The sequence below is a fragment of the Micromonospora sp. CPCC 205539 genome (assembly GCF_036906815.1).
Classification (GTDB): domain Bacteria; phylum Actinomycetota; class Actinomycetes; order Mycobacteriales; family Micromonosporaceae; genus Micromonospora.
Window position 1 is genome coordinate 40,346 of sequence record NZ_JBAKHW010000031.1, and the last position, 24,178, is coordinate 64,523.

The window sequence follows — 24,178 nt, forward strand, 5'->3', positions numbered from 1 at the left end:
CCACCCGTCCGCTCGCGTCGGTCGGTCAGCAGAGCAGGTCCAGGTGGTGGTGGGCGTCCTCGGCGATCTCCTCCTGCCGCAGCCAGCGCCGCGCCCACAGCCGGGCGGCCAGCTCCGCCTGCTCGTCACCCCACGCGGCGTGCTCGACGAGCAGCGCGGCGGTCAGCGCGTACGCGAGACGCAGCGCCAGGCCACGGGCCCCGGCGAGCACCGCCTCCGCGCCCGGGTCGGCCGTGACCGCGCGGACCGTGTCGCGCAGCTGCGCGGTGGCCGTGGCCAGGGTGTCGGCCAGCGCCGGTGACAACGGCCGCGCCAGGTCGACGGCGGCGGCGAGCCGAGCCAGCAGCGGCGCCCCCGCGTCCTCCCGGGTCAACGCGCGCAGCACGTCCAGGGCCAGCACGTTGGTGGTGCCCTCCCAGATCGGCAGCACCTGCGCGTCGCGCAGCAGCCGGGGTACGCCGGTGTCCTCCACGTAGCCGGCCCCGCCGAAGCTCTCCACGTACTCGCTGGCGGAGCTGACGGCGAGCCGCCCCGTGGCCAGCTTCGCCAGCGGGGCGACGACGCGCAGCTCCGCCGCGGCCTGCGGGTCGGCGCCGACCTCCACCCGGCCGAGCAGCGCGAACGCGTGCCCGGCCAGGGCGAACGCGCCAGCCGCGTCGACCGCGAGAGTGCCCAGGGTCGCCCGGTGCAGCGGCGAGGACGCCAACGCGCCGCCGGCGACGTGCCGCACGTCGGCGTACGCCCGGGCGTAGGCCAGTCCACGCCGCATCCCACCGGCCGCCGCGGCGGCGTTGTGCACCCGGGTCACCACGACCAGCGTCATCGCCCGGACCAGGCCGGGCACCGCCGGGTCGCCCAGCGGCAGGGCGTACGCGTCGCGCAGTCCGATCTCGGCCGTGGGCAGCGCGCGGGTGCCGAGCTTGTCCTTGAGCCGGTGCACGACGACACCCGGTGCGGGCGCCCCCGCGGCGGTCCCGTCGGCCAGCGGCGAGTCGGCCGCGTACCGAGGGACCAGGAACGGGGCGAGGACCCGGCTGCCCCGGCCGGCGCCCTCCGGACGGGCCAGCGCCACGGCCATCGCCGCGTCGGCCGCGGAGCAGAACCACTTCTCACCGGTCAGCCGCCACGAACCGTCGGCCGCCGGCCGGCCGATGGTGCTGGAACGGCCCAGGTCGGAGCCGCCCTGCGCCTCGGTCATCCACTGCCCGCTGGTGATCGCGGTACCCGGGTCGGTGGAGATCAGCCGGGGCAGCCACGCGTCGCGCACCCCGGCGTCCACGTCGGGCATGCTGAGCAGCGCCGCCGCCCCGTCGGCCATCGCCACCGGGCAGGAGAACGTGGCCGACTCCGGGCCGTACAGGTGCAGCAGGGCGTGCTGCACGACCCGGGCCGCGGCGCCCCAGGTGCCGCGCGCGTCCGGCAGGTAGGGCAGGGCGACCACCGCGTGCCGGGCCGCGGCGGCGCGTTGCGTCTGCCAGCCGGCGGAGGTGTCGATCCGGTCGACGCGGGCGCCCCACGCGTCGTAGCGGACCAGTGTGGGTGGGTGCGCCTCCGCGTCGGCGTGCGCCGCGCGCAGCGGCCCGGTGACGTCAGCCGCCAGATCGGCGAGCCGACCCTTGGCGGCGGCGTGTCCGGCGGGGCCGAGCTGACGCTCCAGCCAGGACCGCAGCAGGGCGTCACCGGCGTACGGGTCGGCGGGGGGTGGTACCGGCTGCACGAAGCGGCTCATCGATCGGCTCCCTGGCACTGCTCGGGGGTGTGCGCCGACGGTAGACGATCGGCGGGCGCCGCGAACAGGGCACGGGGAGTGCCCAGTTTTCGGCATGTCGTGCTGCGTCGCGGCGGCGTTCTCTACGGTCGGTAGTCGTGGGTGTCGGGCAGCAGTGGAGCCGGCCGGCCCGGCGGCGCCGCCCGATGCGTACCGGGTTGGTCTTCGCCGGGTTCGGTGTGGTGCTGTGCTGCGTCGGGGTGGCCGGGCTGGGCGCCTGGAACCTGCAGACCGTGCGGCAGGCAGCCGGCCCGATCCGGGAGACCGCCGACGGGTTCCTGGGCGAGATGACCGTCGGCGACACCGACGGGGCGTACGAGCGCCTGTGCAAGGACGCGCGCAGCAAGTGGAGCGCGATCGGCTTCACCAGTTGGGTGCGCACCCCGCCGATGGTCACCGATTACGAGATCACCGACGTGTCGGTGAGCACCCGTGGTGGGCGTCCGCACGGCACGGTGACAGTACGGTTGACCCGCGCCGGCGGAACCAGCGAGGAACGTCAACTGCCGGTGGTCCGTGAGGGCGGGGACTGGCGGGTGTGCGGTGACCCGTTCTGAATCACCGGCCATCGAGCCGGCGCATCGCTGGTTGTTGCGTGACCGTCGAGGGGTGGAGCCGACCGCCTCGACCGAACTCTTCTTCGACCTGGTCTTCATCTTCACCATCACCCAGTTGTCGCACTACCTGCTCGCGCACCCGAACTGGCCCGGCGCGGGACGGACCATGTTGTTGCTGGCGATGGTCTGGTTCGTCTGGGTCTACACCGCGTGGTTGACCAACTGGTTGCAGCCGGACCAGACGCCGGTGCGGGCGCTGCTGATCGCGCACATGCTGGGCAGTCTGCTGCTGTCGGCGGCGATCCCGGCGGCGTTCGCGGGCAGCGGCCTGATCTTCGCCGTGGTCTACGCGACCCTGCAGCTGAGCCGCACGGTGTTCGCGTTGTGGGCGACGCGGGGCCACCCGTTGCTGAGCGACGGCTTCCAGAAGACGCTGCCGTGGTTCGTCGGCGCGTCGGTGCTCGCCGTGATCGGCGGGCTGGTGGGCGGGGGCGCCCGGGAGGCCCTGTGGGTGACGGCGCTCGCGGTCGAGGTGATCGGTCTGTCGAGCGGGTACCCGGTGCCCGGGTTGGGCCGTAGCCGCCCCGAGCGGTGGATGGTGGAGGGTGGGCACCTGGCCCAGCGGTGTCAGGCGTTCATCCTCATCGCCCTGGGCGAGTCGGTCCTGGTCACCGGGAGCACCCTCGCGCAGCGCCTGGACCTGATGACGTCCGGGGCGTTCCTGCTGGCCTTCGCCGGTTCGGTGGCGCTGTGGTGGGTGTACTTCGCCCGTTCGGCGTCGGCCGCGCGGGACGTCATCGCCCAGGCCGGTGAGCGCACCGGCGGGCTGAGCAGGGTGGCGTTCAACTACCTGCATCCGGTGATGGTCGCCGGGATCATCGTCACGGCGGCGGGCGACGAGCGGCTGCTGCGCGAGCCGGGCGCGCCGACCAGCACGGTCACCGCGCTGTTCACCCTCGGCGGTCCGGCGCTGTTCCTCGCCGGGCACGCGGCCTTCATGGCGGTGCTGTGGCAGACCCTGCCGACCAGCCGGATCGTGGCGTCGGCGCTCCTGCTGGCGCTCGTACCGGTGGGCGTGAAGCTGGACGCACCGGTGGCGGTCTGCGCGGCGGCGGCGTTGGTGGTGACCGTCGCGGCGATCGTCGCCGACCGGCGGCGACCCCCCGGGCGTTGAGCAGCCACCGTGCCGGACGGGGCACGCCTTCCCGCGATCTTGCACTTGCTGCCTCGACGAAGGGGATACCCCGCGCATATCGGCGACCGAAACTGCAAGATCGGCGCGGCGGCGGCGGGGGGCGGCGGCCGGAGGGCTTTCAGGCGCGGGGGCCGAGGTCGCCCGAGCGGTAGTGCCGCCGGCAGAGCACCTGGTAGCGCACGTCGGCGGTGTCGACGGTGTCGCCGATGACGACCTGCGCGCCCTCGCGGACCACCCGACCGTCGAGCACCCGCGCGTTGAGCAGCCCTTCCCGGCCGCACCAGCAGAGCACCTCGACCTGGATGCGGGCCACCTCGTCGGCCAGCTCGAACAGCCGCTGCGCGGCGGGGAACAGGCAGGACCGGAAGTCGGTGGCCAGGCCGAAGGCGAACACGTCGACGTCGTAGCTGTCGACCAGCTCGGCCATCTGCTCGACGTGTTCGACGGTGTAGAAGCACGCCTCGTCGCAGATCAGGTAGTCGACGCGTTCCCCGTCGGCCCACCGGCCCCGGACCAGGGCCCGCAGGTCCAGGTCGTCGGTGACCTCGATCGCCTCGTGAGCGAGGCCGATGCGGGTGGTGACCTGAGGGCCCAGTGAACGGTCGATCCGGGTGGTGACCAGCCCACGGCGGCCCTGCCGGGCGTGGTTGTAGTTCATCTGCAGCGCCATCGTGGACTTGCCGCAGTCCATCGGCCCCCAGAAGAACTTCAACGCGGCGGCGTGCAGGGGACGCCCGTCGAGCCCGCGCGCCGCCGCGCACCCGGTCGCGCCGTGGTGCGGGCCGGCGAGCGGGTGGGCGAGGCAGGTCGGGGTGGTGGCGTCGTCTGTCACGGTCGGGCAGCCTATCTGATCGACCGGCGCCGATAAGCCTGGTCAGAGCACCTTGGGTGGCGTGTTCCCGGCGGCGAGGATGGCCCGGCGGATCGGCACGGCGGCGAGCAGGAGGAAACCGACCACGAAGAAGATCAGCAGTGAGACCAGGCCCACCCGGTAGGAGGCGGTGAGCTGGAACACCAGGCCGAACGCGAGCGGCCCGAGCCAGCTGGTGCCCTTGTCGCTGATCTCGTAGAAGCCGTAGTACTCACCCTCCTTGCCCGCCGGGATGAGCTGGCTGAACAGCGACCGGCTCAGCGCCTGACTGCCGCCCAGGACGAGGCCGATGGCCGCGCCGAGGATCATGAACGGCAGCGGCGCCTCGGCGGGCAGCCGGAACGCGGCGATGATCACACCGGTCCAGAGGACCAGGCTGAGCAGCACCGTCTTCCAGGCACCGATGCGTCGGGCCAGCGCGCCGAGGCTCAGTGCGCCGCCGAAGGCGAGGAACTGCACCAGCAGGATGGTGACGATCAGGGTGCTCTGCTCCAGCCGCAGCTCCTCGGTGCCGTACTGGCTGGCGAGGGTGATGACGGTCTGGATGCCGTCGTTGTAGACCAGGAACGCGAGCAGGAAGAACAGGGTCAGCGGGTACGCCTTGACCTCCCGCAGGGTGCGTCCGAGCTGCCGGAACCCGTCGGTGAGCACGTTGCCGCCGGCGACCAGCGCCGCGGCGGTAGGGCGTTCGCGCAGCCATCGCAGCGGCACCAGGGTGAACGCGGCCCACCACACACCGGCCGACACGATCGACCAGCGGGCCAGGTCCAGGGTGCGCTGCGGGTTGTCGTCCTCGCTGAACAGGGTGACCGCGACCAGGTTGAACGCCAACAGCAGGCCGCCGCCGAGGTAGCCCAACGCCCAGCCGCGGCTGGAGATGCCGTCACGCTCGTCGGGCCCGCCGAGCTGCGGCAGGAACGAGTTGTACACCACGACGGCCGCGCCGAAGGCGATGTTGGCGACCAGGAACAGCGCCCCACCGAGCAGGTACCGGTCGCCGGTGACGAAGGCCATCAGGATGGTTGCGCCGGCGCCGGTGAACGCGGCGCCGCCCAGCAGCCGCTTTTTGTGGGCCGACCGGTCGGCGATCGCGCCGATCACCGGCAGCACGAACACGGTGAGGAGCACCGAGAGCGAGATCAGGTACGGGAAGTAGGAGCCGGTGGCGACCTTGATGCCCAGCGGGTGCACGTACCCGTCGCAGTCGTCCGCGCCGAGCTGACAGCCGGCGGCCAGCTCGGTGACGGTGGTCAGGAACGGGCCGAGGAAGACCGTGACCACGGTCGTCTGGAAGGCCGAGTTGGCCCAGTCGTAGATGTACCAGCCGCTGCGCTCGCGGCGGGTGCTCGCCGGGGGCGGGGTCTCGTCCACCGTGGAGGTCACGGTCTCGGCCATCGGGGGGTCCTTCGCCGGTCAGGCGGCCCAGTGGCCGCGGCTGCGGTAGACGTCGCGCAGCACGCCGACGTGATCGGTCATGATGCCATCCACACCACGATCGAGTAAGTCGTGCATCTGGCCGGGGTCGTCGATCGTCCAAACGTGCACCTGGAGGCCCAGCCGATGGCAGTAGTCGAGGAAGCGGCGGTCCACCACCGGCACCCGCCCGTAGCGGGGCGGCACCTGCGCGGCGACCACCGACGGGGGTAGCCGCAGGGGGCGGCCGTGCAGCGAGGCCAGCTTCAGCCGGGCCACCCCGCGCATGCCCAGGCTGGTGGCGACCCGCCCGTTGGTGAGCGCGCGCAGCCGGGTCAGCCGGGCGTCGCTGAACGAGGCGAGCAGCACCCGGTCCGCGGCGCCCGCCCTGGTCACGGTGGCCACCGTCGGCTCGACGCCGCCGTCGGCCTTCACGTCGATGTTGAAGCGGACCTGCGGCCAGGCGTCCAGCACCTCGTCGAGCCGGGGTACGACGGCAGCCCCGCCGACCCGTACGGAGGTGAGGTCGGCCCAGCTCATGTCGGCGATGCGCCCCGCCTCACCGGTGACCCGGCGCAGCGTCGCGTCGTGGAAGATCACCGCCACCCCGTCGGCGGTGGCGTGCACGTCGGTCTCCACGTACCGGTAGCCCAGCCCGACGGCACGGGCGAACGCCTCGGTGGTGTTCTCGTCACCCTCGGCGGCGCCGCCGCGGTGGGCGAACGCCAGCGGCGGCGGCGCGTCGAGGTAGGCGGGACGCAGGTGCACGCAGCGCAGTATGCCCTCAGTTGGTGGACGGCGGATGACGGACCACCGGAATTTGGTTGATCTTCAGGCGATCCAACTGCCGGTCATGGTGGCCACCGCCGCGCCGTCGAGGTCGGCGAGCTTGACGCCGACGAACTGGCGGGCCGTGTCCGAGGTCTGCACCCGGACCGGCGGCGCCGGGTCGGTCAGGGTGGCCACCACCACGGCGGCGGCGTCGGCCGAGGACTGCGCGGCCGCGAAGGCCTTCCCGGTGCGGGCCAGGTACGCGCGCAGCGCGGGCCCGTACACGCCGGCTTCGGCGACGGCGGTGTCCCGGTCGACGCCGATGTTGGCGACGAACTCGCTGGCCACCGCGCCCGGCTCGACGAGGGTGACCCGTACGCCGGTGGTGGCGGCGAGCGGGGCGAGGGCCTCGAGGTAGCCCTCGACGGCGAACTTCGCCGCGCAGTACGCCTCGTTGAACGGCTGCCCGACGATCCCACCGACGCTGGAGACGGCGATCAGCCGCCCCCGGCTGGCCCGCAGGTGCGGCAGGGCGGCCCGGCTGACGTGCAGGACGCCGAAGAAGTTGACCTCCATGACCGCCCGGATGTCGTCGACGGTCTCCTGTTCCAGGGTGCCCAGGTGCCCGGCGCCGGCGTTGTTGATGACCGCGTCGAGCCGCCCGTACTCGCTGACCACCGTCTCGACGACGGCGTCGACCGCGGCGGGTTCGGTGACGTCGAGGCGGCGTACGTCGATGAGGTCGGCGACCCCGGCGGCGTCGGCGGCGGCGCGCAGCCGGTCGGAGCGGCCCACGTCGCGCATGGTGGCCACGGTCCGCCAGCCGGCGCGCGCGCAGCCGAGCGCGATCTCCAGGCCGATGCCGGTGGACGTGCCGGTGATCAGCACTGTCTGCTCGCTCATGAGTCTCCCGCTTTCGTGATGGGCCGCTTCGGGCAGAGTCTCATCGTTCGAGTGCACTCGAGGTCAAATTCCAGGTCAGCGTCCCAGGAGCCGCAGCGTCTCGTCCCAGAGGCGGTCGGCGTCCTTCTCGTTCAGGGCGTACGGGAGCACGCCGCTCCTGCCGTCGGTCCGCTCGGCGATGAGGACGGCCTCGTTCGCGTCCTCGAAGTAGCGTCCGGTCACGGCGTCGACCTCGGGGGAGGCGGCCAGCAGGACCGAGGTGGCCGCGCCCTGCTGCGGGGTCTTCCAGCCCGGCGGCACCCGCAGGCGGTGCCCTGCTCGTCCACCGCGCCGACCCAGCGCAGGTGGGTCAGCCTGCGGCGCGGTGGATCAGCCGGAGGGACCGGCGGATCCGGTCGCGAAACTCCTTGCGGGTGGCCGAGGTCGACTTCCAGGTCAGCGCGGCGGAGAAGATCAGCTCCACGATGTCGTCCGCGCTCAACCCACCGTCGAGCAGGCCGGGCGGGGCGAGGTCGTCGATGTGGACGCGTAGAGCCGCTCGAGCCCGGTCCTGGTAGTCGGAGAACATCGTGCCCAGTTGGGGTTCGCTGTTCTCCAGCAACTCGTTGAGGTCGCGGGCCACCTGGGTGTCGATGTACGGGCCCATCAGCGCGTCCAGCCCCGCGACGATCCGTTGGTCGAAACTCACCGTCTGGTCGGCGAGGTGCGCCTCCATGGCCCGCTGGGCGCGGTCCAGGACGTCGTGCATGGTGGCGCGGTACAGCTGCTCCTTGTTGGGGAACAGGAGGTACAGGCCGGGCCGGGAGATGCCGGCGGCCTTGGCGACCGCCTCCATCGACGTCTTCTGGAACCCGTAGCGCCCGAACACCCCCACCGCCGCCGCGAGGACGGCAGCGCGCTTCGGATCCGCGGACTCCATCTCCAGGCTGCTCACGTTAGACAGCTTAGACAGATTCTCGAAGGTTGTCTAACGTGTCAGGGTCAGGTCGGCCGGCGGCGGTGGGTGCGACTGGGGTCGGCCGGGCGGCTCGGATCGACGTGCCGGGGCCGGTCGGGCTCGTCGGGGCGCAACGGCGCGAGGGTGTCGGTGAGCGCGTCGACGATGCGGTCGGTGACCCGGCGGGCGGCGCCGGGGCTACCGGCGGTCACCTCGCCCAGGTCGACGGGCGCGCCGAAGTGCACCCGGATCACCGGGCGGCGCCACAACGCGCGGGCGATGCCGCGCAGCATTCCCCGAGGGGCCCGGTAGGGCAGCACCTCGTGGGCGCCCCACTGGGCGACCGGGACGACCGGCGCCGCGCAGGCCAGGGCGAGTCGGGCCACGCCGGTCTTGCCGCGTTCGGGCCACATGCCGGGGTCCAGGCCGATGCGCCCCTCCGGGTAGATGAGGATCACCGAGCCGCCGGCCACGGCGGTGGCGGCGTCGTCGAGAGCCCGGTGTACGGCGCTGGTGCCCCGGTCGACGCGGATGTGCCCGGCGTGGCGCATGGCGGCGCCGAACAGCGGGACGCGGAACAGCCCCGCGGTCGCCATGATCCGCGGGGCGATGCCGAGGGTCTGGCAGGCGGCGGCCATCACCACCGGGTCGAACGGGCTGATGTGATTGGCGGCCAGCACCAGCGGTCCGCGGCGCAGGTGCGCGGGGACGTCGCCGGTGACCTCGAGGCGGGCCAGCAGGCCGACCAGGCCCCGCATCAGCAGGAGGGCGGCGCGCCAGATCAGCGGCGGCTGCCAGTGCGTGGTGTTCATCAGCGCGCCATCGTCGCACGCGGCGGCGGGGCCACGAGGGCGGGTGGGGGAGCTGGGGTGATCAGAGTCATGGGTCCCGCGCCGATGCGGGCCACACCTCTTTCTACGACGAGCAGTAGTATTTACTACGTCTCGTAGTACAGATGGCTGGGGGTTTCGAGTGGACGCGTTGGATGTCGCCCGCTGGCAGTTCGGTGTCACCACCGTCTACCACTTTCTCTTCGTCCCGCTGACCATCGGCCTGTCCGTGCTGGTGGCCATCCTGCAGACGCTCTGGCACCGCACCGGCAACGAGCGCTACCTCAAGCTCACCAAGTTCTACGGCAAGCTCTTCCTGATCAACTTCGCGATGGGCGTGGTCACCGGCATCGTGCAGGAGTTCCAGTTCGGCATGAACTGGAGCGACTACTCGCGCTTCGTCGGCGACGTCTTCGGAGCCCCCCTCGCCATCGAGGCGCTGGTCGCCTTCTTCCTCGAATCCACCTTCATCGGTCTGTGGATCTTCGGCTGGGACCGGCTGCCCAAGCGCGCGCACCTGGCCAGCATCTGGGCTGCCGCCATCGGCACCAACCTCAGCGCGTACTTCATCCTCGCCGCGAACTCGTTCATGCAGAACCCGGTGGGCTACCGGATCAACCCGGACACCGGCCGCGCCGAGCTGACCGACTTCCCGGCCGTGCTGACCAACAAGGTGGCCCTGATCACCTTCCCGCACACCCTGGCCGGGTCGTTCCTGGTCGCCGGCTCGGTGGTCGTCGCCGTCGGCCTGTGGCACGTGATCCGCAACCGCGACTCCGCCGACGCCGGCGCGTACCGCTTTGCCACGAAGTTCGGCTCCTGGGTGGTCCTGGTCGCCTCCGCCGCCGTGCTGTTCACCGGCGACATCCAAGGCAAGATCATGACCGACGTGCAGCCGATGAAGATGGCCGCCGCCGAGGGCCTCTACACCACCGAGAGCCCCGCCTCGTTCTCCGTGCTGACCGTCGGCAGCCTGGACGGCAGCCGCGAGGTCTTCGCCATCAAGATCCCGTACCTGCTGTCGTACCTGGGCACCGGTGACCCCAAGGGCACCGTGCAGGGCATCAACGACCTCCAGGCCCAGTACGCCACCCAGTACGGCGCCGGCAGCTACACCCCGATCATCCCGGTCACCTACTGGAGCTTCCGCTTCATGATCGCGTTCGGGATGGCCGCCGGCGCGATCGCCCTGCTGGTGCTCTGGAGCCAGCGCAAGGGCCGCACCCCGAGCAGCAAGTGGCTGTTGCGCGCCGGCCTGGCCATGCCCGTGCTCCCGCTGCTGGCCAACTCCTTCGGCTGGATCTTCACCGAGATGGGTCGCCAGCCGTGGATCGTCTTCGGCGAGATGCTCACCCGCAACGGCGTCTCCCGCAGCGTCTCGCTGGCCGAGGTCCTCACCTCGTTCACCGCGTTCACCCTGATCTACGCCACCCTCGCCGTGATCGAGGTCAAACTCCTGCTGCGCTACGCCCGCAGCGGCGTACCCGACGTCACCGAGACACCCCCGACCGACGACACCGACGACGCCGAGCGTCCGCTCGCCTTCGCCTACTGAGCACCGGAGCCTGCCGTGGACCTCACCACCATCTGGTTTCTCCTCGTCGCCGTACTGTTCACCGGCTACTTCATCCTGGAGGGCTTTGACTTCGGCGTCGGCATGCTGCTGCCCGTACTCGGCCGCGACGACCGTGAACGCCGAGTCCTGATCAACACCATCGGCCCGGTCTGGGACGGCAACGAGGTGTGGCTGATCACGGCCGGCGGCGCCATGTTCGCCGCCTTCCCCGAGTGGTACGCCACCCTCTTCTCCGGCTTTTATTTGCCGCTGCTGCTGATCCTGCTGGCCCTGATCGTCCGTGGCGTGGCCTTCGAGTACCGGCACAAGCGCCCCGAGGCGTCCTGGAAGCGCCGCTGGGACGCGGCGATCATCGTCGGCTCGCTGCTGCCGGCGATCCTGTGGGGCGTCGCCTTCGCCAACATCCTGCGCGGCGTGCCGCTGAACGCCGACCACGAGTACGTCGGCGGCCTGCTCGACCTGCTGCACCCGTACGCTCTGCTGGGCGGCGCGACCACCCTCGCGCTGTTCCTCACCCACGGCGCGGTGTTCATCGCGCTGAAGACCACCGGCGACATCCGCCAGCGCGCCAGCGCCCTCGCCGTACGCGTCGGCGTCGGCACCGCCGTGCTCGCGGTGGCGTTCCTGTCCTGGACGTTGAGCATCCGCTCCAGCACGGTCGCCGTCGTGCTCGCCGTCGCCGCGGCCCTCGCCCTGCTCGGTGGCCTCGCCGCCGCCCGGGTACGCCGGGAGGGCTGGGCGTTCACCGGCACCGCCGTGGCGATCGGCCTGGCCGTGGCGACCCTGTTCGCCGCGTTGTTCCCGAACGTGCTGCCCAGCACGCTGGACGCGGCGGGCACGCTGACCGCCACCAACGCCGCCTCCACCCCGTACACCCTGAAGATCATGACGTGGGTGGCGGTGATCTTCACCCCGATCGTGCTGGCCTACCAGGGCTGGACCTACTGGGTGTTCCGCAAGCGCATCGGCGTAGCCAACATCCCCCAGCACTAACCCCCGCTCGCCCCCGCCCCCGTCCCCGCCCTCGTCCGCTCCCGCCGATCTTGCACTTTCGGTCGCCGACATGCACGAAATGCCCGCTATGCCGCGACAAAAAGTGCAAGATCGCGCGCCGGTCCCGTCGATCATGTAGTTGTGGTGCCCGGATTGGCGTCATAGCGGGTGCTTTGTTGCCCACCACAACTCCGTGATCGACGGGGGAGGAGGGCGGGCGGGGGCGGGAGGGAGGAAGAGGCGGGGGCGGGAGGGAGAGCCGGGGGCACGCCGGTTTTTGGCTGGCCGTTAATCGGCGGTTGGGGCGGACGGTGTCCCGCTACGGTGTGCCGATGCCCGCCACCGTGCTCGTACGTGAACTCACCGCCGACGACCTCGACGCCGCCTGGGATCTGGGCCGGTTCGCGTTCGGCTCCGACTCCCAGCGTCCCCCGCAGGCGAGCGTCGAGGCGCCCGGCCGGACCCGTTACGGCGCGTTCGACGACACCGGTCGGCTCGTTGGCAAGGCCGTCGACCTGCACCACGACCAGTGGTGGTCCGGGCGAGCGGTGCCGGCCGCCGACGTGGCCGGAGTAGCCGTCGCGCCGGAGGCCCGGGGCCGGGGCGTGGCACGCGCCATGCTCACCGCCCTCCTGCGGGGCGCCCACGAGCGGGGGGCGGCGATCAGCGCGCTCTACCCGACCGTCGCCGCACCGTACCGGGCCTGCGGGTGGGAGACCGCCGGTGTGCTGCGCACCGTCAATCTGGCCACCGCCGCGCTGCCCCGACACCGGCCCGCCGCGCGTCTGGCCGTCCGCGCCGGCACGCCCGCCGACCTGCCCGCCGTCGCCGCCCTGTACGAGCGGGTCACCCGGCACCGCAACGGCATGCTGACCCGCCGCGGCGAGCTGTTCGACGCCCCCGACCGTGGCCTGCCCGGCGACGGGCTCACCCTCGTCGAGGACGACGGCGACCTGGTCGGCTACGCCACCTGGCGGCGGGGCCTCGGCTACGGGGCCGACTCGGTGCTCACCGTCGACGAGGCCCTGGCCGTCACGGCCGAGGCCGCCCGGGAACTCGTCGGGGTGCTCGGCAGTTGGGCCAGCGTCGCACCGACCCTGCGGCTGTGCCCGCTCGACGGTGACGCGGTCAGCGCCCACCTGCCGCTGGAGTCGGCCCGCGAGCACGAACGGGACCTGTGGATGCACCGGCCGGTCGACGTCGCCCACGCGGTGGGCGCCCGCGGGTGGCCCGCCCACGTCCGGGGCGCCGTCGACTTTCACCTCACCGACCCGCTTGCCGAGTGGAACACCGGCACCTGGCGGTTGGCCGTCGCCGACGGCGCCGCCGAGCTGACCCGGGTCAGCGGCGAGGCAGACCTGCGGCTGGAGGTACGCGGCTTCGCCCTGCTCTACGCCGGAGCCGCGCACGCCCGCTCGGTCGCGCAGGCCGGCCTGCTGCACCACAGCCCGGATGTCGACCCGGCCGCGCTTGACCTTCTGGGCGCCGGAGGGCCGGCGCACCTGCTCGACTACTTCTGACCGACGGCGGGACGCCGCCAACCATTACAGTCTGCCGGTGGAGATCTTGACGCAGATCCGCTCCGACGCCGTCGTGGAGCGACTGCTCTGCCACCCTCATCTTGCGCTGGTGGCCGGTTGGGACGCCGACCGTCCGGCGATCCGGATCTGGGAGTTCGGGGACGGGCAGCTGCGCGAGTTCGCGACCGTCGGCGCGGACTGCGCCGTCTACGGCGACGACGACCGGTTCGAGCGGACACCCTCGGCTACCTGGTTGAAAATCCAGGCCGCTATGAACCAGCTCACCTGAGCGGTTGCTGCACCGGGGCGGTTGCTGCACCGGGGCCGCCGACCTACCCGAAGCCGCCTTTGACGACCTGGCCGGCCGAGGGCTCGTGGTGCCTGCCCCCGACCCGGCCGATCGCCGACACCGCGCGCCTCAGCGGGCCTCGCGCAGCTCCGCCAGCCGTGCCTCGATCTCGGCCAACTCCGCGCGCAGCTTGTCCGCCTGCTGCTCCGCCTCGGCCCGCTCGGTGCCCAGGATCTGCTCCACCGCCTCCTGCACCCCCGGCACGTCGACCAACGCCACCATCTTCAACGCCTCCGCCGGCTTCACGACGTACGGCTTCGCGAGCGCCTTGGCGCCCTGCTGCGCGGCGACGGTCCACTCACCTTCGGCGTACGCCAGGGTGACCGTGAGGCCCGCGGGCCCCTTCGGCTTCACGGCCTTGACCGCCCGCCGCGCCGGCGGCTTCTCCGTCTGCTCCACCTTCGGCTCCTCCTGTCGCTGCGCGGATACCCGCGGCGTGTCCAACACGAACTCCGGCGCGGCCACCACGGGCGGCTCGGGCTCGGGCTCCGGCTTCGGCTCCGGCGCCCGGCGGCCAGCGCCCTTGGGCGCCACCGCCAGATCCGCCGGGGCGAACGGCAACTCGTCGCGGCCGAAACGCACCACCACGAACTCGTCCGACACCTCGGGATCGGTCAGCTCGGTCACCTGACCGACCTGACCGGCGATCTGCCCCGCCGAGGCGGTGAACACCACCCTGGGTCGGCGGCCCGCCGCCAACGCCTCCCGCAGGCTCTGCACCTCGTCAGTGGACAAACCCTGGCCGGCATCCATCAGAACCCTCTTCCGTACACCTGTTTGATTGCTGTCTTGATATCAGCCGGCTGCGACAGCCGCCGCAGGGGGCCGGCGCCCGCTCAGCCGCCCAGCGCCCGCAGTGCCCGATCCGCGTGCTCGTTCATGCTGACCTCGCTGTGGATCACCTCGATGACCCGCCGGTCCGTGCCGATCACGAACGTCATCCGCTTCATGCTCAACGGCCCCAACGGCAGCCGACGCTTCACCCCGAGCTGCTGCGCCACCACGCCGTCCGGGTCGGACAGCAGCGGGTAGTCGAAGCCGTTGAGCCGGGAGAACTCCGCCTGCTTCGCCACCGAGTCCCGGCTGATGCCCACCCGGGTCGCGCCCAGCGCCGCGAACTCCGCCGCCAGGTCCCGGAAGTGGCAGCTCTCCGCCGTGCACCCCCGGGTCATCGCGGCCGGGTAGAAGAACAGCACCACCGGCCCGTCCGCCAGGAGCTCCGAGAGCCGACGGGGCGTGCCCGTCTCGTCCGGCAGCTCGAAATCCTCGACCAGGTCCCCGACACCCACATCCGCCACCGCGCACCTCCGTTGTCCGATCCGACGCGCGGTGAGCGTAAGCGATCAGGCCCAGAGCGCCGCCACCTCGTCCACCACCACGGCGGCCTGCGCCCGCCCCGCCCGGGCCGCTCCCGCCCGCCGCGCCGGGTCCAGCACGTTGCGGCCGATCGCCGCCCGTGCCGCCGCGTCGGGCGCCACCACCGCCACCCGCGCCCCGTCCGCCCGCAACTGCGCCACCTGCGCCGACAACCGCGGCATCGGCCCGAACGCGGCCGTCGTCGGCGCGAGGACCACCACCCGCCGCGCTCCCGCCGCCAGGTCCGCGTTCACCGCCGAGCGCATCCCGCCGTCGACGAAGCGACGCGCGCCGATCGTCACCGGCGGCCACACTCCGGGCACCGCGCAGCTGGCCCCCACCGCGTCCACCAACGACACTCCGCTGTCGCCGTCGAACACCACGAACTCGCCGGAGGCCGCGTCCACCGCCGTCACCCGCAACCGCTGCGGCCACTCCCGCGCCAGCAGCCGGGCCTCGATCACCGCGCGCCGCGACGCCTCCGACGGGGTACGCGCCGCCACCGCCATCGCCCCGATGCGCGCCCGTGCCCGCGCCGCATCTCGGGTACGACCACCGGCCCACGCCAACCGGGCCAGCACCGACCACCCCAGTCGCGCCGCCACCTCACTCGTCGGCGGCGCCAACTGGGCCTCGTACAACTGCTCCACCGGCGCCCCCGAGCAGACCTGCGCGCCCACCACCGAGCCCGCCGACGTGCCCACCACGAGGTCCGCGCCGGACAGCGCCACACCCCGCTCGGCCAGGCCGGCCAGCAGCCCCAGCTCCCAGGCCACCCCCGTCACCCCGCCGCCACCGAGCACCAAAGCCCGCTCCATGTGACCCTCCTCTCGACGACCGACCCGCGCCGGTCACGGTAGCGTCGGCGCGTCCAGTGCGCAGCCACCGATTTTCAGGAGCGCGGCATCGTGGCACCCGTCACCGTCGTCACCGGCGGCGGCCGCGGCATCGGCGCGGCCACCGCCCGCCGTCTCGCCGAGGCCGGCCACCACATCGCCCTGTGTTACCGCCGCGACCACACCGCGGCCGGCGCCGTCCTGGCCGACCTGCACGCCGCCGGTCGGCAGGCCATCGCGGTACGCGCCGACACCACCGACCCCGACCAGGTCGACGCCCTCTTCGAGGCCGCCGCCCAGCTCGGCCCGCTCACCGGCCTGGTCAACAACGCCGGAGTCACCAGCCCCATCGGGCCCTTCACCGAGCTGCGCGTCGAGGACCTGCGTCGGGTCGTCGACGTCAACCTCGTCGGCTACGTCCTCTGCGCCCAACAGGCCGCCCGCCGGATGACCGACGGCGGCGCCATCGTCAACGTGTCCTCGGCCGCGGCCACCCTCGGCAGTCCGGGGGAGTACGTCCACTACGCCGCCGTCAAGGCCGCCACCGACACCCTCACCGTCGGACTGGCCAAGGAACTCGCCCCGCGTGGCATCCGGGTCAACGCGGTCGCCCCGGGCATCGTGCGCACCGACATCCACGCCGACTCCGGCGTACCTGACCGTGCCGACTCTGCCGCCGGCCGCATTCCGCTCGGCCGCGCCGGTGAGCCCGACGAGATCGCCGCCGCCATCGCCTGGCTGCTCGGTCCGGAAGCCTCCTACGCCACCGGGACGGTGCTGCGGGTCGCCGGCGGCCTCTGATCCCGCACCCGCGGGGCCGGAGGCCGCCGGAGCGGGGTCACTGGGTGAACAGCTTCGCCGCCGTGAGGACCGTCTGCACCACCCCGTAACCGAGCAACGCGGCCACCACCAACCACGAGATCCACAACCGGGCCTGCTGCCCCGTACGGCCGTTGTCGCTCATCGGGTGCCACTCCTCTCCGCCGCCACCGGCGCCGTGCCCTCGTCCGTGTCGCCGGTCGGCTCGTGGAACCGTTCCGGCACCGGCCGGATCAGCAGGTTCGCCACGAAGCCCACCGCCAGCACCCCGACCATCGTGAACAGCGCGGGCCGGTACGCCGCCGCCGTCAACGTGCCCGGCTTGCCCTGCGCGTCGAGGAACCCGTTGACGATCAGCGGACCGGCGATCCCCGCCGCCGACCACGCGGTCAGCAGACGACCGTGGATCGCGCCCACCTGGAAAGTGCCGAACAGGTCCCGCAGGTACGCCGGCACCGTGGCGAAGCCGCCGCCGTAGAACGACAGGATGACGCACGCCAACAGCACGAACAGCGCCGTTGCCGTCTGCCCGACCAGGGCCAGCAGCGCGTACAGCACCATGCCCACGCCCAGGTAGACCAGGTAGATCGGTTTACGCCCGAGCACGTCCGAGGTGGACGACCAGACGAACCGGCCCGCCATGTTGAACAGCGACAGCAGACCGACGAACCCGCCGGCCGCCGCCACCGACACCGCTGAGGTGCCGTTGTCCCGGAAGAAGTCCTGGATCATCGGGCTGGCCTGCTCCAGGATCCCGATACCGGCGGTCACGTTGCAGAACAGCACCACCCACAGCAGCCAGAACGACCGGGTCCTCACCGCGTTCGCCGCCGACACGTGCGCCGTGGTGACCAGCGGCTTCGCCGCGACCGTCGCCGGGTCGAAGCCGGCCGGACGCCAGTCCGGCGCCGGCACCCGAACGTTCACCGCCCCGAACATCATGATCACGAAGTAGCCGATGCCGAGCGTCACGAACAGCCACACCAGCGCGCTGCCCGACGCCGTCGACCCCGCGTTGGCCGGGTCGTAGCCCGGGTCGTAGAACGACAGCAGCTGCCGCGACAGCGGTGAGGCCACCATCGCCCCACCGCCGAAGCCCATGATGGCCAGACCGGTGGCCAGGCCGGGCCGGTCCGGGAACCACTTGATCAGTGTGGAGACGGGGGAGATGTACCCGATACCCAGACCGATGCCGCCGAGCAGCCCGTAGCCCAGGTAGAGCAGCCACAACTGCTGGGTGGCGATGCCCAGCGAGCCCACCAGGAAACCCGTCGCCCAGAAGCAGGCCGAGACGAACATCGCCTTGCGCGGTCCGTTCGCCTCCACCCAGGTCCCGGCGACCGCCGCCGACAGACCGAGCATCACGATCGCGATGCTGAAGATCACCCCGATCGCGGTCTGGCTGGTGTCGAAGTGGGCGATCAGCGAGTTCTTGTAGACGCTGGTCGCGTAGACCTGACCGATGCAGAGGTGGATGGCCAACGCCGCCGGCGGGATGAGCCACCGGCTGTACCCGGGCGGCGCGACGGTGTGCTGACGATCGAGCGCGGACAGCATGAGCTGTTTCCTCCCCGAGGTGGACGGAGAACGTCCTCACAATCTGCCCACACCACCCGGAAGCGGCAAAGCCCACGGTCGCTGGACGGTCGATGTGATGAGCTGAGCGGTCACTCAGCGCACGCTCGGGTGCGGGGGTGGTGAGAGGGCTACCGGGCGGGTGCCGGGCAGGTCGACGTCCCGAACTACTCGACGGCGGGCGCGGGTGTCGCCGGCGTCGCGCCATCCTCGTCGGCGCGGCGCATCGCCCGCGGCAGTCGCAGCGCGACGACACCGGTGGCCACCAGGCCGCCGACGCCCGCGACTATCAGGGTCACGGGGGCGGAGGTCGCGTCCAGCAGGAGACCGCCGGCGATGTAGGAGGTCGCGGCGGCGACCCCGATCGCGCCGTACAGGTTGCCGAAGACCCTGCCGAGCATGCCCGCGGGAACCGTACGTTGCAGCAGCGTGCTCGAGGCGACGTCCATGGCGGCCAACCCCAACCCACGGATGGCCTGCAGGGCGATCGCGGCGGCGACGGCCCAGGCGAGCCCGGTCAGCAGGTTACCGACACTGCTGACCGCGAAGCCCAGTATCAGCAGCAGCGACATCGACGCCCGCGTGCCCCACCGGGACAACATGGCGTAACCGACCACAAGGCCGAGGCCGACCGCGCCCAGCAGGAGCCCGACCGCGGAATTACCAGCCTGGAAGGTTTCCTGCGCCAGCAGCACCAGCGCCACGTCATCGACCCCGTTGAACGCGACCACCGCGGTGAAGCCAAGGAAGATCACCCGAACCGTCGGAATGCTCAACAGATAGCCGATGCCCGCTCGGGCCTGTCGCAGCAGAGACGGCTGGCGCCCATCGCCGGTCACCGCCGGCAGTGCGGGGAGCGTGGCGAGCAGCACGGCCGAGACCAGGAACGACACGGCGTCGACGAGCAGCAGACCACGCACCCCGATCAACGGGAACAGGGCCGCGGCGATCAGCGGGCCGAACGCCTCTGCCGCGTTGGCGCCGAACCCGACGGTGGAGTTGGCGGTCTCCAGGTCGCGATCAACCACCAGTGCGGGCACCGCCGCCCGAGACGCCGGTTGGAAGATCTGCGACGCGGTGGCGCGGATCGCGACGAGGGCCAGCAGCACCGGCAGCGGGGGCAGGGTCAGCACGATCACCAGCAGGACCACAGCTTGGATGAGTTCGCAGACGATCATCAGCCGCCGGAGATCGAGCCGATCAGCCAATGCGCCGGTGAAGGGTCCCAACAGGGATGGAGCGAAATCCCCGACAAGCAACAGCAGGGAGATCGCCAGCGCCTGGCCTGTCGTCTCGGAGACGTGGAACATGAGCGCGACGAGGCCGAGGGAATCGCCTGCGTACGAGACGACCCGCGCCGAGAAGAGGGTTCGGAAGGGCCCGTCGCGGCGGAGCAGCTGGGTTGGCCGTAGCGATTCGGCCCCTGCCGTGGTGGCCGCCCCGCCTGCCATGTCGAATCTCCTCTGATCTCCGATCAGGCTCGTCCGCGCCCGAGGTCGTCGAGCGTGCCGTGCATCCGGTCACGGTCGGCAGGCAGATGCCTCCCACGCCACGACGATGAGCCATGGTGGCGGGCGGGACCAGTCAATTACCGGGCAGCTACCCAGGTGCGGGGGCCTCGGAGTTCCCGCTGAACGGAGATCGACTCCGTTTCACCGATATCGGGGTGTCATCGAGCGCCGGACATCCCCGTGTCGGTGATCTGGTGTCGATCACGCCCACCGCGACGCCCGGTCGTGCGCGAACCGCGCCGAGCGCGTCGAACGTCCGCGGCCCGGCTGGGTGCGTCGTACGGCCACCACGCCCAGCGTTCCGCGGGCTGAGTCCGGCGGGTTACTGAGCGGCCCGCCAGAGCCAGTTGCGTCGGTCGTAGAGCGGCGTGAGGCCGGCGCGGAGCATGTTGTTCAGCGACGTGTTGGACGAGCCGGGTTCGGGTCGGCCCGTCTCGGCGGTGACCCACCGGCAGCCGGCGGCCACCGCGGCCGCCGCTCGGGCGGCCAGCAGCGCCGACTGCGCCCCCCGGCCCCGGTGCGCCGGCAGGGTCGAGGCGGCGTTGAGCGCGCCGACCTCGCCATGGACGAACAGGTTGGCGCCGGCGACCATCTCCGCGCCGTCCCAGGCGGCGTACGGGCGGAAGCGGGGATCGGTGACGCTGGCGGCCAGCATCGCGCCGAGACCCTCCTCGGGCATGCCGAAGCCGCGCAGCACCACCGAGGCCCACTGGTCGGCGAACTCGGCGGTGACCGGGCCGACGCGAAGCTCCGTACGACCGGGCTGGATCGCGTCGGCCTCGGCGGCGAGCTTCACCCAGGTGCTGCCGGCCGTGATGGTCTCGCGCGCGCGGATCTCGTCCCAGTCCGCCGGCAGCCGGTCGGGGGCGATCTGGATGACGGCGGCGGGGGTCCGCTCGGCGCGGTAGAAGTCGCACACCTGGCCGATCAGCTCGGCGTCGACCGGCTCGTCGACGCCGAACCCGAGGGCCTTGCTCCAGTAGTTGACCGGGTCGTGCCGCATGGAGAGCACCACGCCACCGCCGAGGCGGGTGGCGGCCATGCCGAGCGTGTCCTGGACCGCGCCCGGCGTTCCCGAGGAGTAGCGGTACATGAACTCGGCCTCGGCCTGCTCGGCGAGCGCGTACACCATGTCCTGGTCGTGAGGGTCTACCGCCATTCGTCGAAGCCTGCCATGGCCCACGCAGGCCGGCCCGGGACCGTGAGCAGGGCCACTACCGCAGGTGGGGGGCGTGCCAGCCGTCGGCGAGGGCGACGGCGTCCGCGGGACCCCAGGTGCCCTTGTCGTACGGCTGCACCGCCGCCGGCAGGTCGAGGATCGGCTCGACGATGCGCCACTCCTGCTGGATCGTCTCCTCGCGGGCGAAGCGCAGGTGCTGGCCGTCCATGGCGTCGTCGAGCAGCCGCTCGTACGCCTCCTGCCGGTGCCCGAGGGCCGCGCCGAAGTCGACGGAGAGGTCCACCGGGCGGCTGGCCACCTCGGCGCCCGGGCTCTTCGCCTGGATCGACATCGTGATGCCGTCGCCGTGGCCGAGCCGGAAGCGCAGCAGGTTCGCGGTGGTCGCGGCGCCGCCCTCAGCCGGGATGAGGGATCGCGTCGGCCGCTTGAACTCGACGACGACCTCGGTGGCCGTCCCGGGCAGGGACTTGCCGCTGCGCAGGTAGAAGGGAACGCCCGCCCAGCGGGGGGAGTCGACCGTCAGCCGGGTCGCCACGAACGTCTCCGTGTTCGAGTTCGGCCCGACGCCCGGCTCGTCGCGGTAGCCGGCGTACTGGCCTCGTACCGTGGTCTCCGGCGCGAGGGGCGTGATCTGCCGCAGCACCGCGACCTCCGACTCGCGGAACGCGTCGGCGTCGTCGGAGGTCGGCGCCTCCATGGCGAGCAGCGCGACGACCTGCAGGATGTGGTTCTGCAGGACGTCGCGGGTGGCGCCCACGGTGTCGTAGAAGCCAGCGCGGCCCTGGGTGCCGAAGCCCTCGGCGAGCGTGATCTGGATGTTGTCGATGTGTTCGTTGGTCCACAGCGGCTCGAAGAGCCGGTTGGCGAACCGGAACGCGTAGAGGCTCTCGACGGCTTCCTTGCCGAGGTAGTGGTCGATCCGGAAGACGCGCTGCGGGTCGAAGGCCGCGTGCAGCGTCCGGTTCAGCTCGTGCGACGACGCCAGGTCGCGGCCGAACGGCTTCTCCACGATCACCCGGCCCCGCTCGGCCAGGCCGACCGCCGCCAGGCCCTCGACCACGGCGCCGAACACCGCCGGGGGGATCGCCAGGTAGAACAGGGGGCGCTCGGCGGCCTGCAGGCGCTGCGCCAGCCGCTGGTACGTGGCGGGGTCCGCGTAGTCGCCGGAGATCATCGACAGGTTCCGGGCCAGCGCGTCGAACGTCTCGTCGTCGACCGCGTCGTTGGCCTCGGCGACCGACTTACGGGCGGTGGTGACGAGCTGCTGGTCATCCCAGGGGGAGCGGGCCACGCCGATCACCGGAACGTCGAGGCGGTCGCGCCGGGTCAGCTCGTACAGCGCCGGGAACAGCTTCTTCGAGACGAGGTCCCCCGTCACGCCGAACAGCACTACCGCGTCTGAGCGAACGTCCATGGTGCTTCCATCCGATCATGTGAACCCTGATCTTCCAAGCCGGGCAACCGTAGGGCCCCACCGGGGAATTCCCGCCGAGGGGTCAGCGTGAGGACGGCGACAGCGACCGCCGCCACGATAAGGAAGGTTTACAGTCCGGGTCCGACGCAGGTAGCGTGCGGAGTCTGATCGACATTCATCGATCATGACGAGGCCTGGAGGTACCTGTGCGTCGCCGACACACCCTGACGCGGCTGCTGGCCATCGCCGCACTCGGACTGCCGTTCACCCTGCCCGCCGCCCCGGCCGCCGCCACGCCGGCCACCCCGACCCGGCACCTGAGCGACGTGGTCCCCGCACCCGTCGAGACCCACCCCGACGCCGGGGCCACCTTCCGCATCACCCCGCTGACCGTCATCCGCACGACACCCGGCTCGACCGCCGCCTGGCAGGTGGGTCGCCACCTCGCCGGAACACTGCGCCCCGCCACCGGCTACCCACTACCGGTCCTGCCCGTCCGCTCGACGCCGCTACCCGAGATAGCCCTGCTCCTCGGGGGCGCCGACGCCCGGGTCGGCCAGCAGGGCTATCAGATCGACGTCACCCGCCACGGCGTGACGATCCGGGCCAACACCGCGGCCGGGCTGTTCGCCGGCGCCCAGACCCTGCGCCAACTGCTACCCGCCGAGATCGAAGCACCCCACCGGCAGCGGGTCACCTGGACGGTGCCCGGCGGCCGGATCGTGGACCACCCCCGCTTCGCGTACCGCGGAGCCATGCTCGACGTGGCGCGACACTTCCACACCGTCGACGAGATCACCGCGTACGTCGACCTGCTCAGCCAGTACAAAATCAACTACCTGCACCTGCACCTGACCGACGACCAGGGCTGGCGCATCCAGATCGACTCCTGGCCCCGGCTCACCACCGTCGGCGGAGGCCCGGGCACCGGCGTCGACGGCGTCGGGCCGGGCTTCCTCACCAAGGCCGACTACCAGGCGGTCGTCGCGTACGCCGCCGCGCGGCACATCACGATCATCCCCGAGATCGACATGCCGGGGCACACCAACGCCGCCCAGTCCACCTACCCCGAGCTCAACTGCGACGGCGTCGCACCGCCCCCTCGCACCGACATGGCCGTGGGCTACAGCTCACTGTGCATCAACGACGAACTGACCTACCGGTTCGTCGAAGACGTCATCCGCGAACTCGCCGCCATCACCCCCGGACCGTTCCTGCACATCGGCGGCGACGAGGCCCACGCGACCACCGACGAGGACTACCGCACCTTCATGGACCGGGTCCTGCCGCTGGTCACCAAGTACGGCAAGCGCGCCTCCGGGTGGAACGAGGTCACGCAGGCCGACCCGCCGAGCGACGTGGTGGCGCAATTCTGGGGCACCGGCACGACCAACGCCGACCTGGTCGACGCCGCCGCCCGCGGCAACAAGGTGATCATGTCGCCGGCGAGCCGCACCTACCTGGACATGAAGTACGACGCCAACACCCGCCTCGGGCTGCGCTGGGCCGGCCTCATCGAGGTGTCCGACGCGTACGGCTGGGATCCGGCCCACCGCGTGAGCGGGGTCGGGGAGGACGCGATCCTCGGCGTCGAGGCGCCGCTGTGGTCCGAGACGCTGCGGAGCCTGGACGACATCGAGTTCATGGCCTTCCCCCGCCTGCCCGCGATCGCCGAACTGGGCTGGTCGACCGAGGCCAGCCACGACTGGGAGTCGTTCCGCGTCCGCCTGGGGGAGCAGGCGCCACGCTGGCGCCTGCAGGACGTCAACTTCTACCCGTCCCCGCAGGTGCCATGGATCTGACC

Annotated in this window: 24 protein-coding genes; 8 read left to right on the forward strand and 16 right to left on the reverse strand. The window is 72.0% G+C overall.

The window, feature by feature from the left end:
* Positions 1-25: 25 nt before the first annotated feature.
* Positions 26-1,729 (reverse strand): acyl-CoA dehydrogenase family protein, encoded by a 1,704-nt coding sequence (locus tag V6V47_RS24195; RefSeq protein WP_334630645.1) that lies wholly within the window; start codon positions 1,727-1,729, stop codon positions 26-28.
* Between the two features lie 137 nt (positions 1,730-1,866).
* Between V6V47_RS24195 and V6V47_RS24200 the strand changes: the two genes are divergently transcribed.
* Entirely contained in the window at positions 1,867-2,325 is a 459-nt protein-coding gene (locus V6V47_RS24200; RefSeq protein ID WP_442934296.1) for an Rv0361 family membrane protein, read from the forward strand.
* Complete coding sequence (locus tag V6V47_RS24205; RefSeq protein ID WP_334630646.1) at positions 2,312-3,499, forward strand: low temperature requirement protein A; 1,188 nt, start codon at positions 2,312-2,314, stop codon at positions 3,497-3,499. Before V6V47_RS24200 ends, V6V47_RS24205 begins: the two co-directional genes overlap by 14 nt.
* 139 nt (positions 3,500-3,638) lie before the next feature.
* Here V6V47_RS24205 and V6V47_RS24210 read toward each other — a convergent pair whose 3' ends face one another.
* From V6V47_RS24210 to V6V47_RS24240, 7 genes are all read right to left on the reverse strand, one after another.
* A complete protein-coding gene (locus tag V6V47_RS24210) occupies positions 3,639-4,352 on the reverse strand; it encodes a thymidine kinase (RefSeq protein WP_442934297.1) in 714 nt (237 codons plus the stop codon).
* A 42-nt stretch (positions 4,353-4,394) separates the two neighbouring features.
* Positions 4,395-5,786, reverse strand: coding sequence for an MFS transporter (locus tag V6V47_RS24215; protein ID WP_334630647.1), 1,392 nt, complete (start codon positions 5,784-5,786; stop codon positions 4,395-4,397).
* Between the two features lie 18 nt (positions 5,787-5,804).
* Positions 5,805-6,572 carry a glycerophosphodiester phosphodiesterase gene (locus V6V47_RS24220; protein WP_334630648.1) on the reverse strand — a complete coding sequence of 256 codons (768 nt, stop codon included), beginning with the start codon at positions 6,570-6,572 and terminating at the stop codon, positions 5,805-5,807.
* A gap of 63 nt (positions 6,573-6,635) precedes the next feature.
* The gene (locus V6V47_RS24225) at positions 6,636-7,478 is read right to left on the reverse strand and encodes an SDR family NAD(P)-dependent oxidoreductase (protein WP_334630649.1); all 843 of its coding nucleotides are present in this window, start codon (positions 7,476-7,478) and stop codon (positions 6,636-6,638) included.
* 75 nt (positions 7,479-7,553) lie between these two features.
* Entirely contained in the window at positions 7,554-7,778 is a 225-nt protein-coding gene (locus tag V6V47_RS24230) for a hypothetical protein (RefSeq protein ID WP_334630650.1), read from the reverse strand.
* A gap of 49 nt (positions 7,779-7,827) precedes the next feature.
* Positions 7,828-8,412, reverse strand: a complete 585-nt coding sequence (locus tag V6V47_RS24235) for a TetR/AcrR family transcriptional regulator (RefSeq protein WP_334630651.1) — start codon at positions 8,410-8,412, stop codon at positions 7,828-7,830.
* A gap of 47 nt (positions 8,413-8,459) precedes the next feature.
* Complete coding sequence (locus V6V47_RS24240; protein ID WP_334630652.1) at positions 8,460-9,227, reverse strand: lysophospholipid acyltransferase family protein; 768 nt, start codon at positions 9,225-9,227, stop codon at positions 8,460-8,462.
* 160 nt (positions 9,228-9,387) lie between these two features.
* Between V6V47_RS24240 and V6V47_RS24245 the strand changes: the two genes are divergently transcribed.
* From V6V47_RS24245 to V6V47_RS24260, 4 genes are all read left to right on the forward strand, one after another.
* The gene (locus V6V47_RS24245) at positions 9,388-10,800 is read left to right on the forward strand and encodes a cytochrome ubiquinol oxidase subunit I (protein WP_334630653.1); all 1,413 of its coding nucleotides are present in this window, start codon (positions 9,388-9,390) and stop codon (positions 10,798-10,800) included.
* 15 nt (positions 10,801-10,815) lie between these two features.
* Complete coding sequence (gene cydB, locus V6V47_RS24250) at positions 10,816-11,814, forward strand: cytochrome d ubiquinol oxidase subunit II (protein WP_334630654.1); 999 nt, start codon at positions 10,816-10,818, stop codon at positions 11,812-11,814.
* Between the two features lie 332 nt (positions 11,815-12,146).
* On the forward strand, positions 12,147-13,334 hold the full coding sequence (locus V6V47_RS24255) for a GNAT family N-acetyltransferase (RefSeq protein WP_334630655.1): 1,188 nt from the start codon (positions 12,147-12,149) through the stop codon (positions 13,332-13,334).
* Between the two features lie 37 nt (positions 13,335-13,371).
* Complete coding sequence (locus V6V47_RS24260; protein WP_334630656.1) at positions 13,372-13,623, forward strand: hypothetical protein; 252 nt, start codon at positions 13,372-13,374, stop codon at positions 13,621-13,623.
* Positions 13,624-13,752: 129 nt separating this feature from the next.
* Here the strand turns inward: V6V47_RS24260 and V6V47_RS24265 are convergent, their stop codons facing one another.
* The 3 genes from V6V47_RS24265 to V6V47_RS24275 form a co-directional block, all read right to left on the reverse strand.
* Positions 13,753-14,436, reverse strand: coding sequence for a hypothetical protein (locus V6V47_RS24265; protein WP_334630657.1), 684 nt, complete (start codon positions 14,434-14,436; stop codon positions 13,753-13,755).
* An 83-nt stretch (positions 14,437-14,519) separates the two neighbouring features.
* Complete coding sequence (locus V6V47_RS24270; RefSeq protein WP_334630658.1) at positions 14,520-14,981, reverse strand: peroxiredoxin; 462 nt, start codon at positions 14,979-14,981, stop codon at positions 14,520-14,522.
* Positions 14,982-15,026: 45 nt separating this feature from the next.
* A complete protein-coding gene (locus V6V47_RS24275; RefSeq protein WP_334630659.1) occupies positions 15,027-15,857 on the reverse strand; it encodes a patatin-like phospholipase family protein in 831 nt (276 codons plus the stop codon).
* A gap of 90 nt (positions 15,858-15,947) precedes the next feature.
* On the opposite strand from V6V47_RS24275, the gene V6V47_RS24280 reads away from it, so the two are divergent.
* Positions 15,948-16,676 carry an SDR family NAD(P)-dependent oxidoreductase gene (locus V6V47_RS24280; protein ID WP_334630660.1) on the forward strand — a complete coding sequence of 243 codons (729 nt, stop codon included), beginning with the start codon at positions 15,948-15,950 and terminating at the stop codon, positions 16,674-16,676.
* A 37-nt stretch (positions 16,677-16,713) separates the two neighbouring features.
* On the opposite strand, the gene V6V47_RS24285 is transcribed toward V6V47_RS24280, so the two are convergent.
* The 5 genes from V6V47_RS24285 to zwf form a co-directional block, all read right to left on the reverse strand.
* Positions 16,714-16,839, reverse strand: coding sequence for an MFS transporter small subunit (locus tag V6V47_RS24285; protein ID WP_334630661.1), 126 nt, complete (start codon positions 16,837-16,839; stop codon positions 16,714-16,716).
* Positions 16,836-18,251 (reverse strand): OFA family MFS transporter, encoded by a 1,416-nt coding sequence (locus V6V47_RS24290; protein WP_334630662.1) that lies wholly within the window; start codon positions 18,249-18,251, stop codon positions 16,836-16,838. Before V6V47_RS24290 ends, V6V47_RS24285 begins: the two co-directional genes overlap by 4 nt.
* 185 nt (positions 18,252-18,436) lie before the next feature.
* The gene (locus V6V47_RS24295; protein WP_334630663.1) at positions 18,437-19,720 is read right to left on the reverse strand and encodes an MFS transporter; all 1,284 of its coding nucleotides are present in this window, start codon (positions 19,718-19,720) and stop codon (positions 18,437-18,439) included.
* 382 nt (positions 19,721-20,102) lie between these two features.
* Positions 20,103-20,939 (reverse strand): GNAT family N-acetyltransferase, encoded by an 837-nt coding sequence (locus V6V47_RS24300; protein WP_334630664.1) that lies wholly within the window; start codon positions 20,937-20,939, stop codon positions 20,103-20,105.
* A 55-nt stretch (positions 20,940-20,994) separates the two neighbouring features.
* A complete protein-coding gene (gene zwf, locus V6V47_RS24305) occupies positions 20,995-22,374 on the reverse strand; it encodes a glucose-6-phosphate dehydrogenase (protein ID WP_334630665.1) in 1,380 nt (459 codons plus the stop codon).
* 206 nt (positions 22,375-22,580) lie between these two features.
* Between zwf and V6V47_RS24310 the strand changes: the two genes are divergently transcribed.
* Complete coding sequence (locus V6V47_RS24310) at positions 22,581-24,176, forward strand: beta-N-acetylhexosaminidase (protein ID WP_334630666.1); 1,596 nt, start codon at positions 22,581-22,583, stop codon at positions 24,174-24,176.
* The last annotated feature ends 2 nt before the right edge of the window (positions 24,177-24,178 follow it).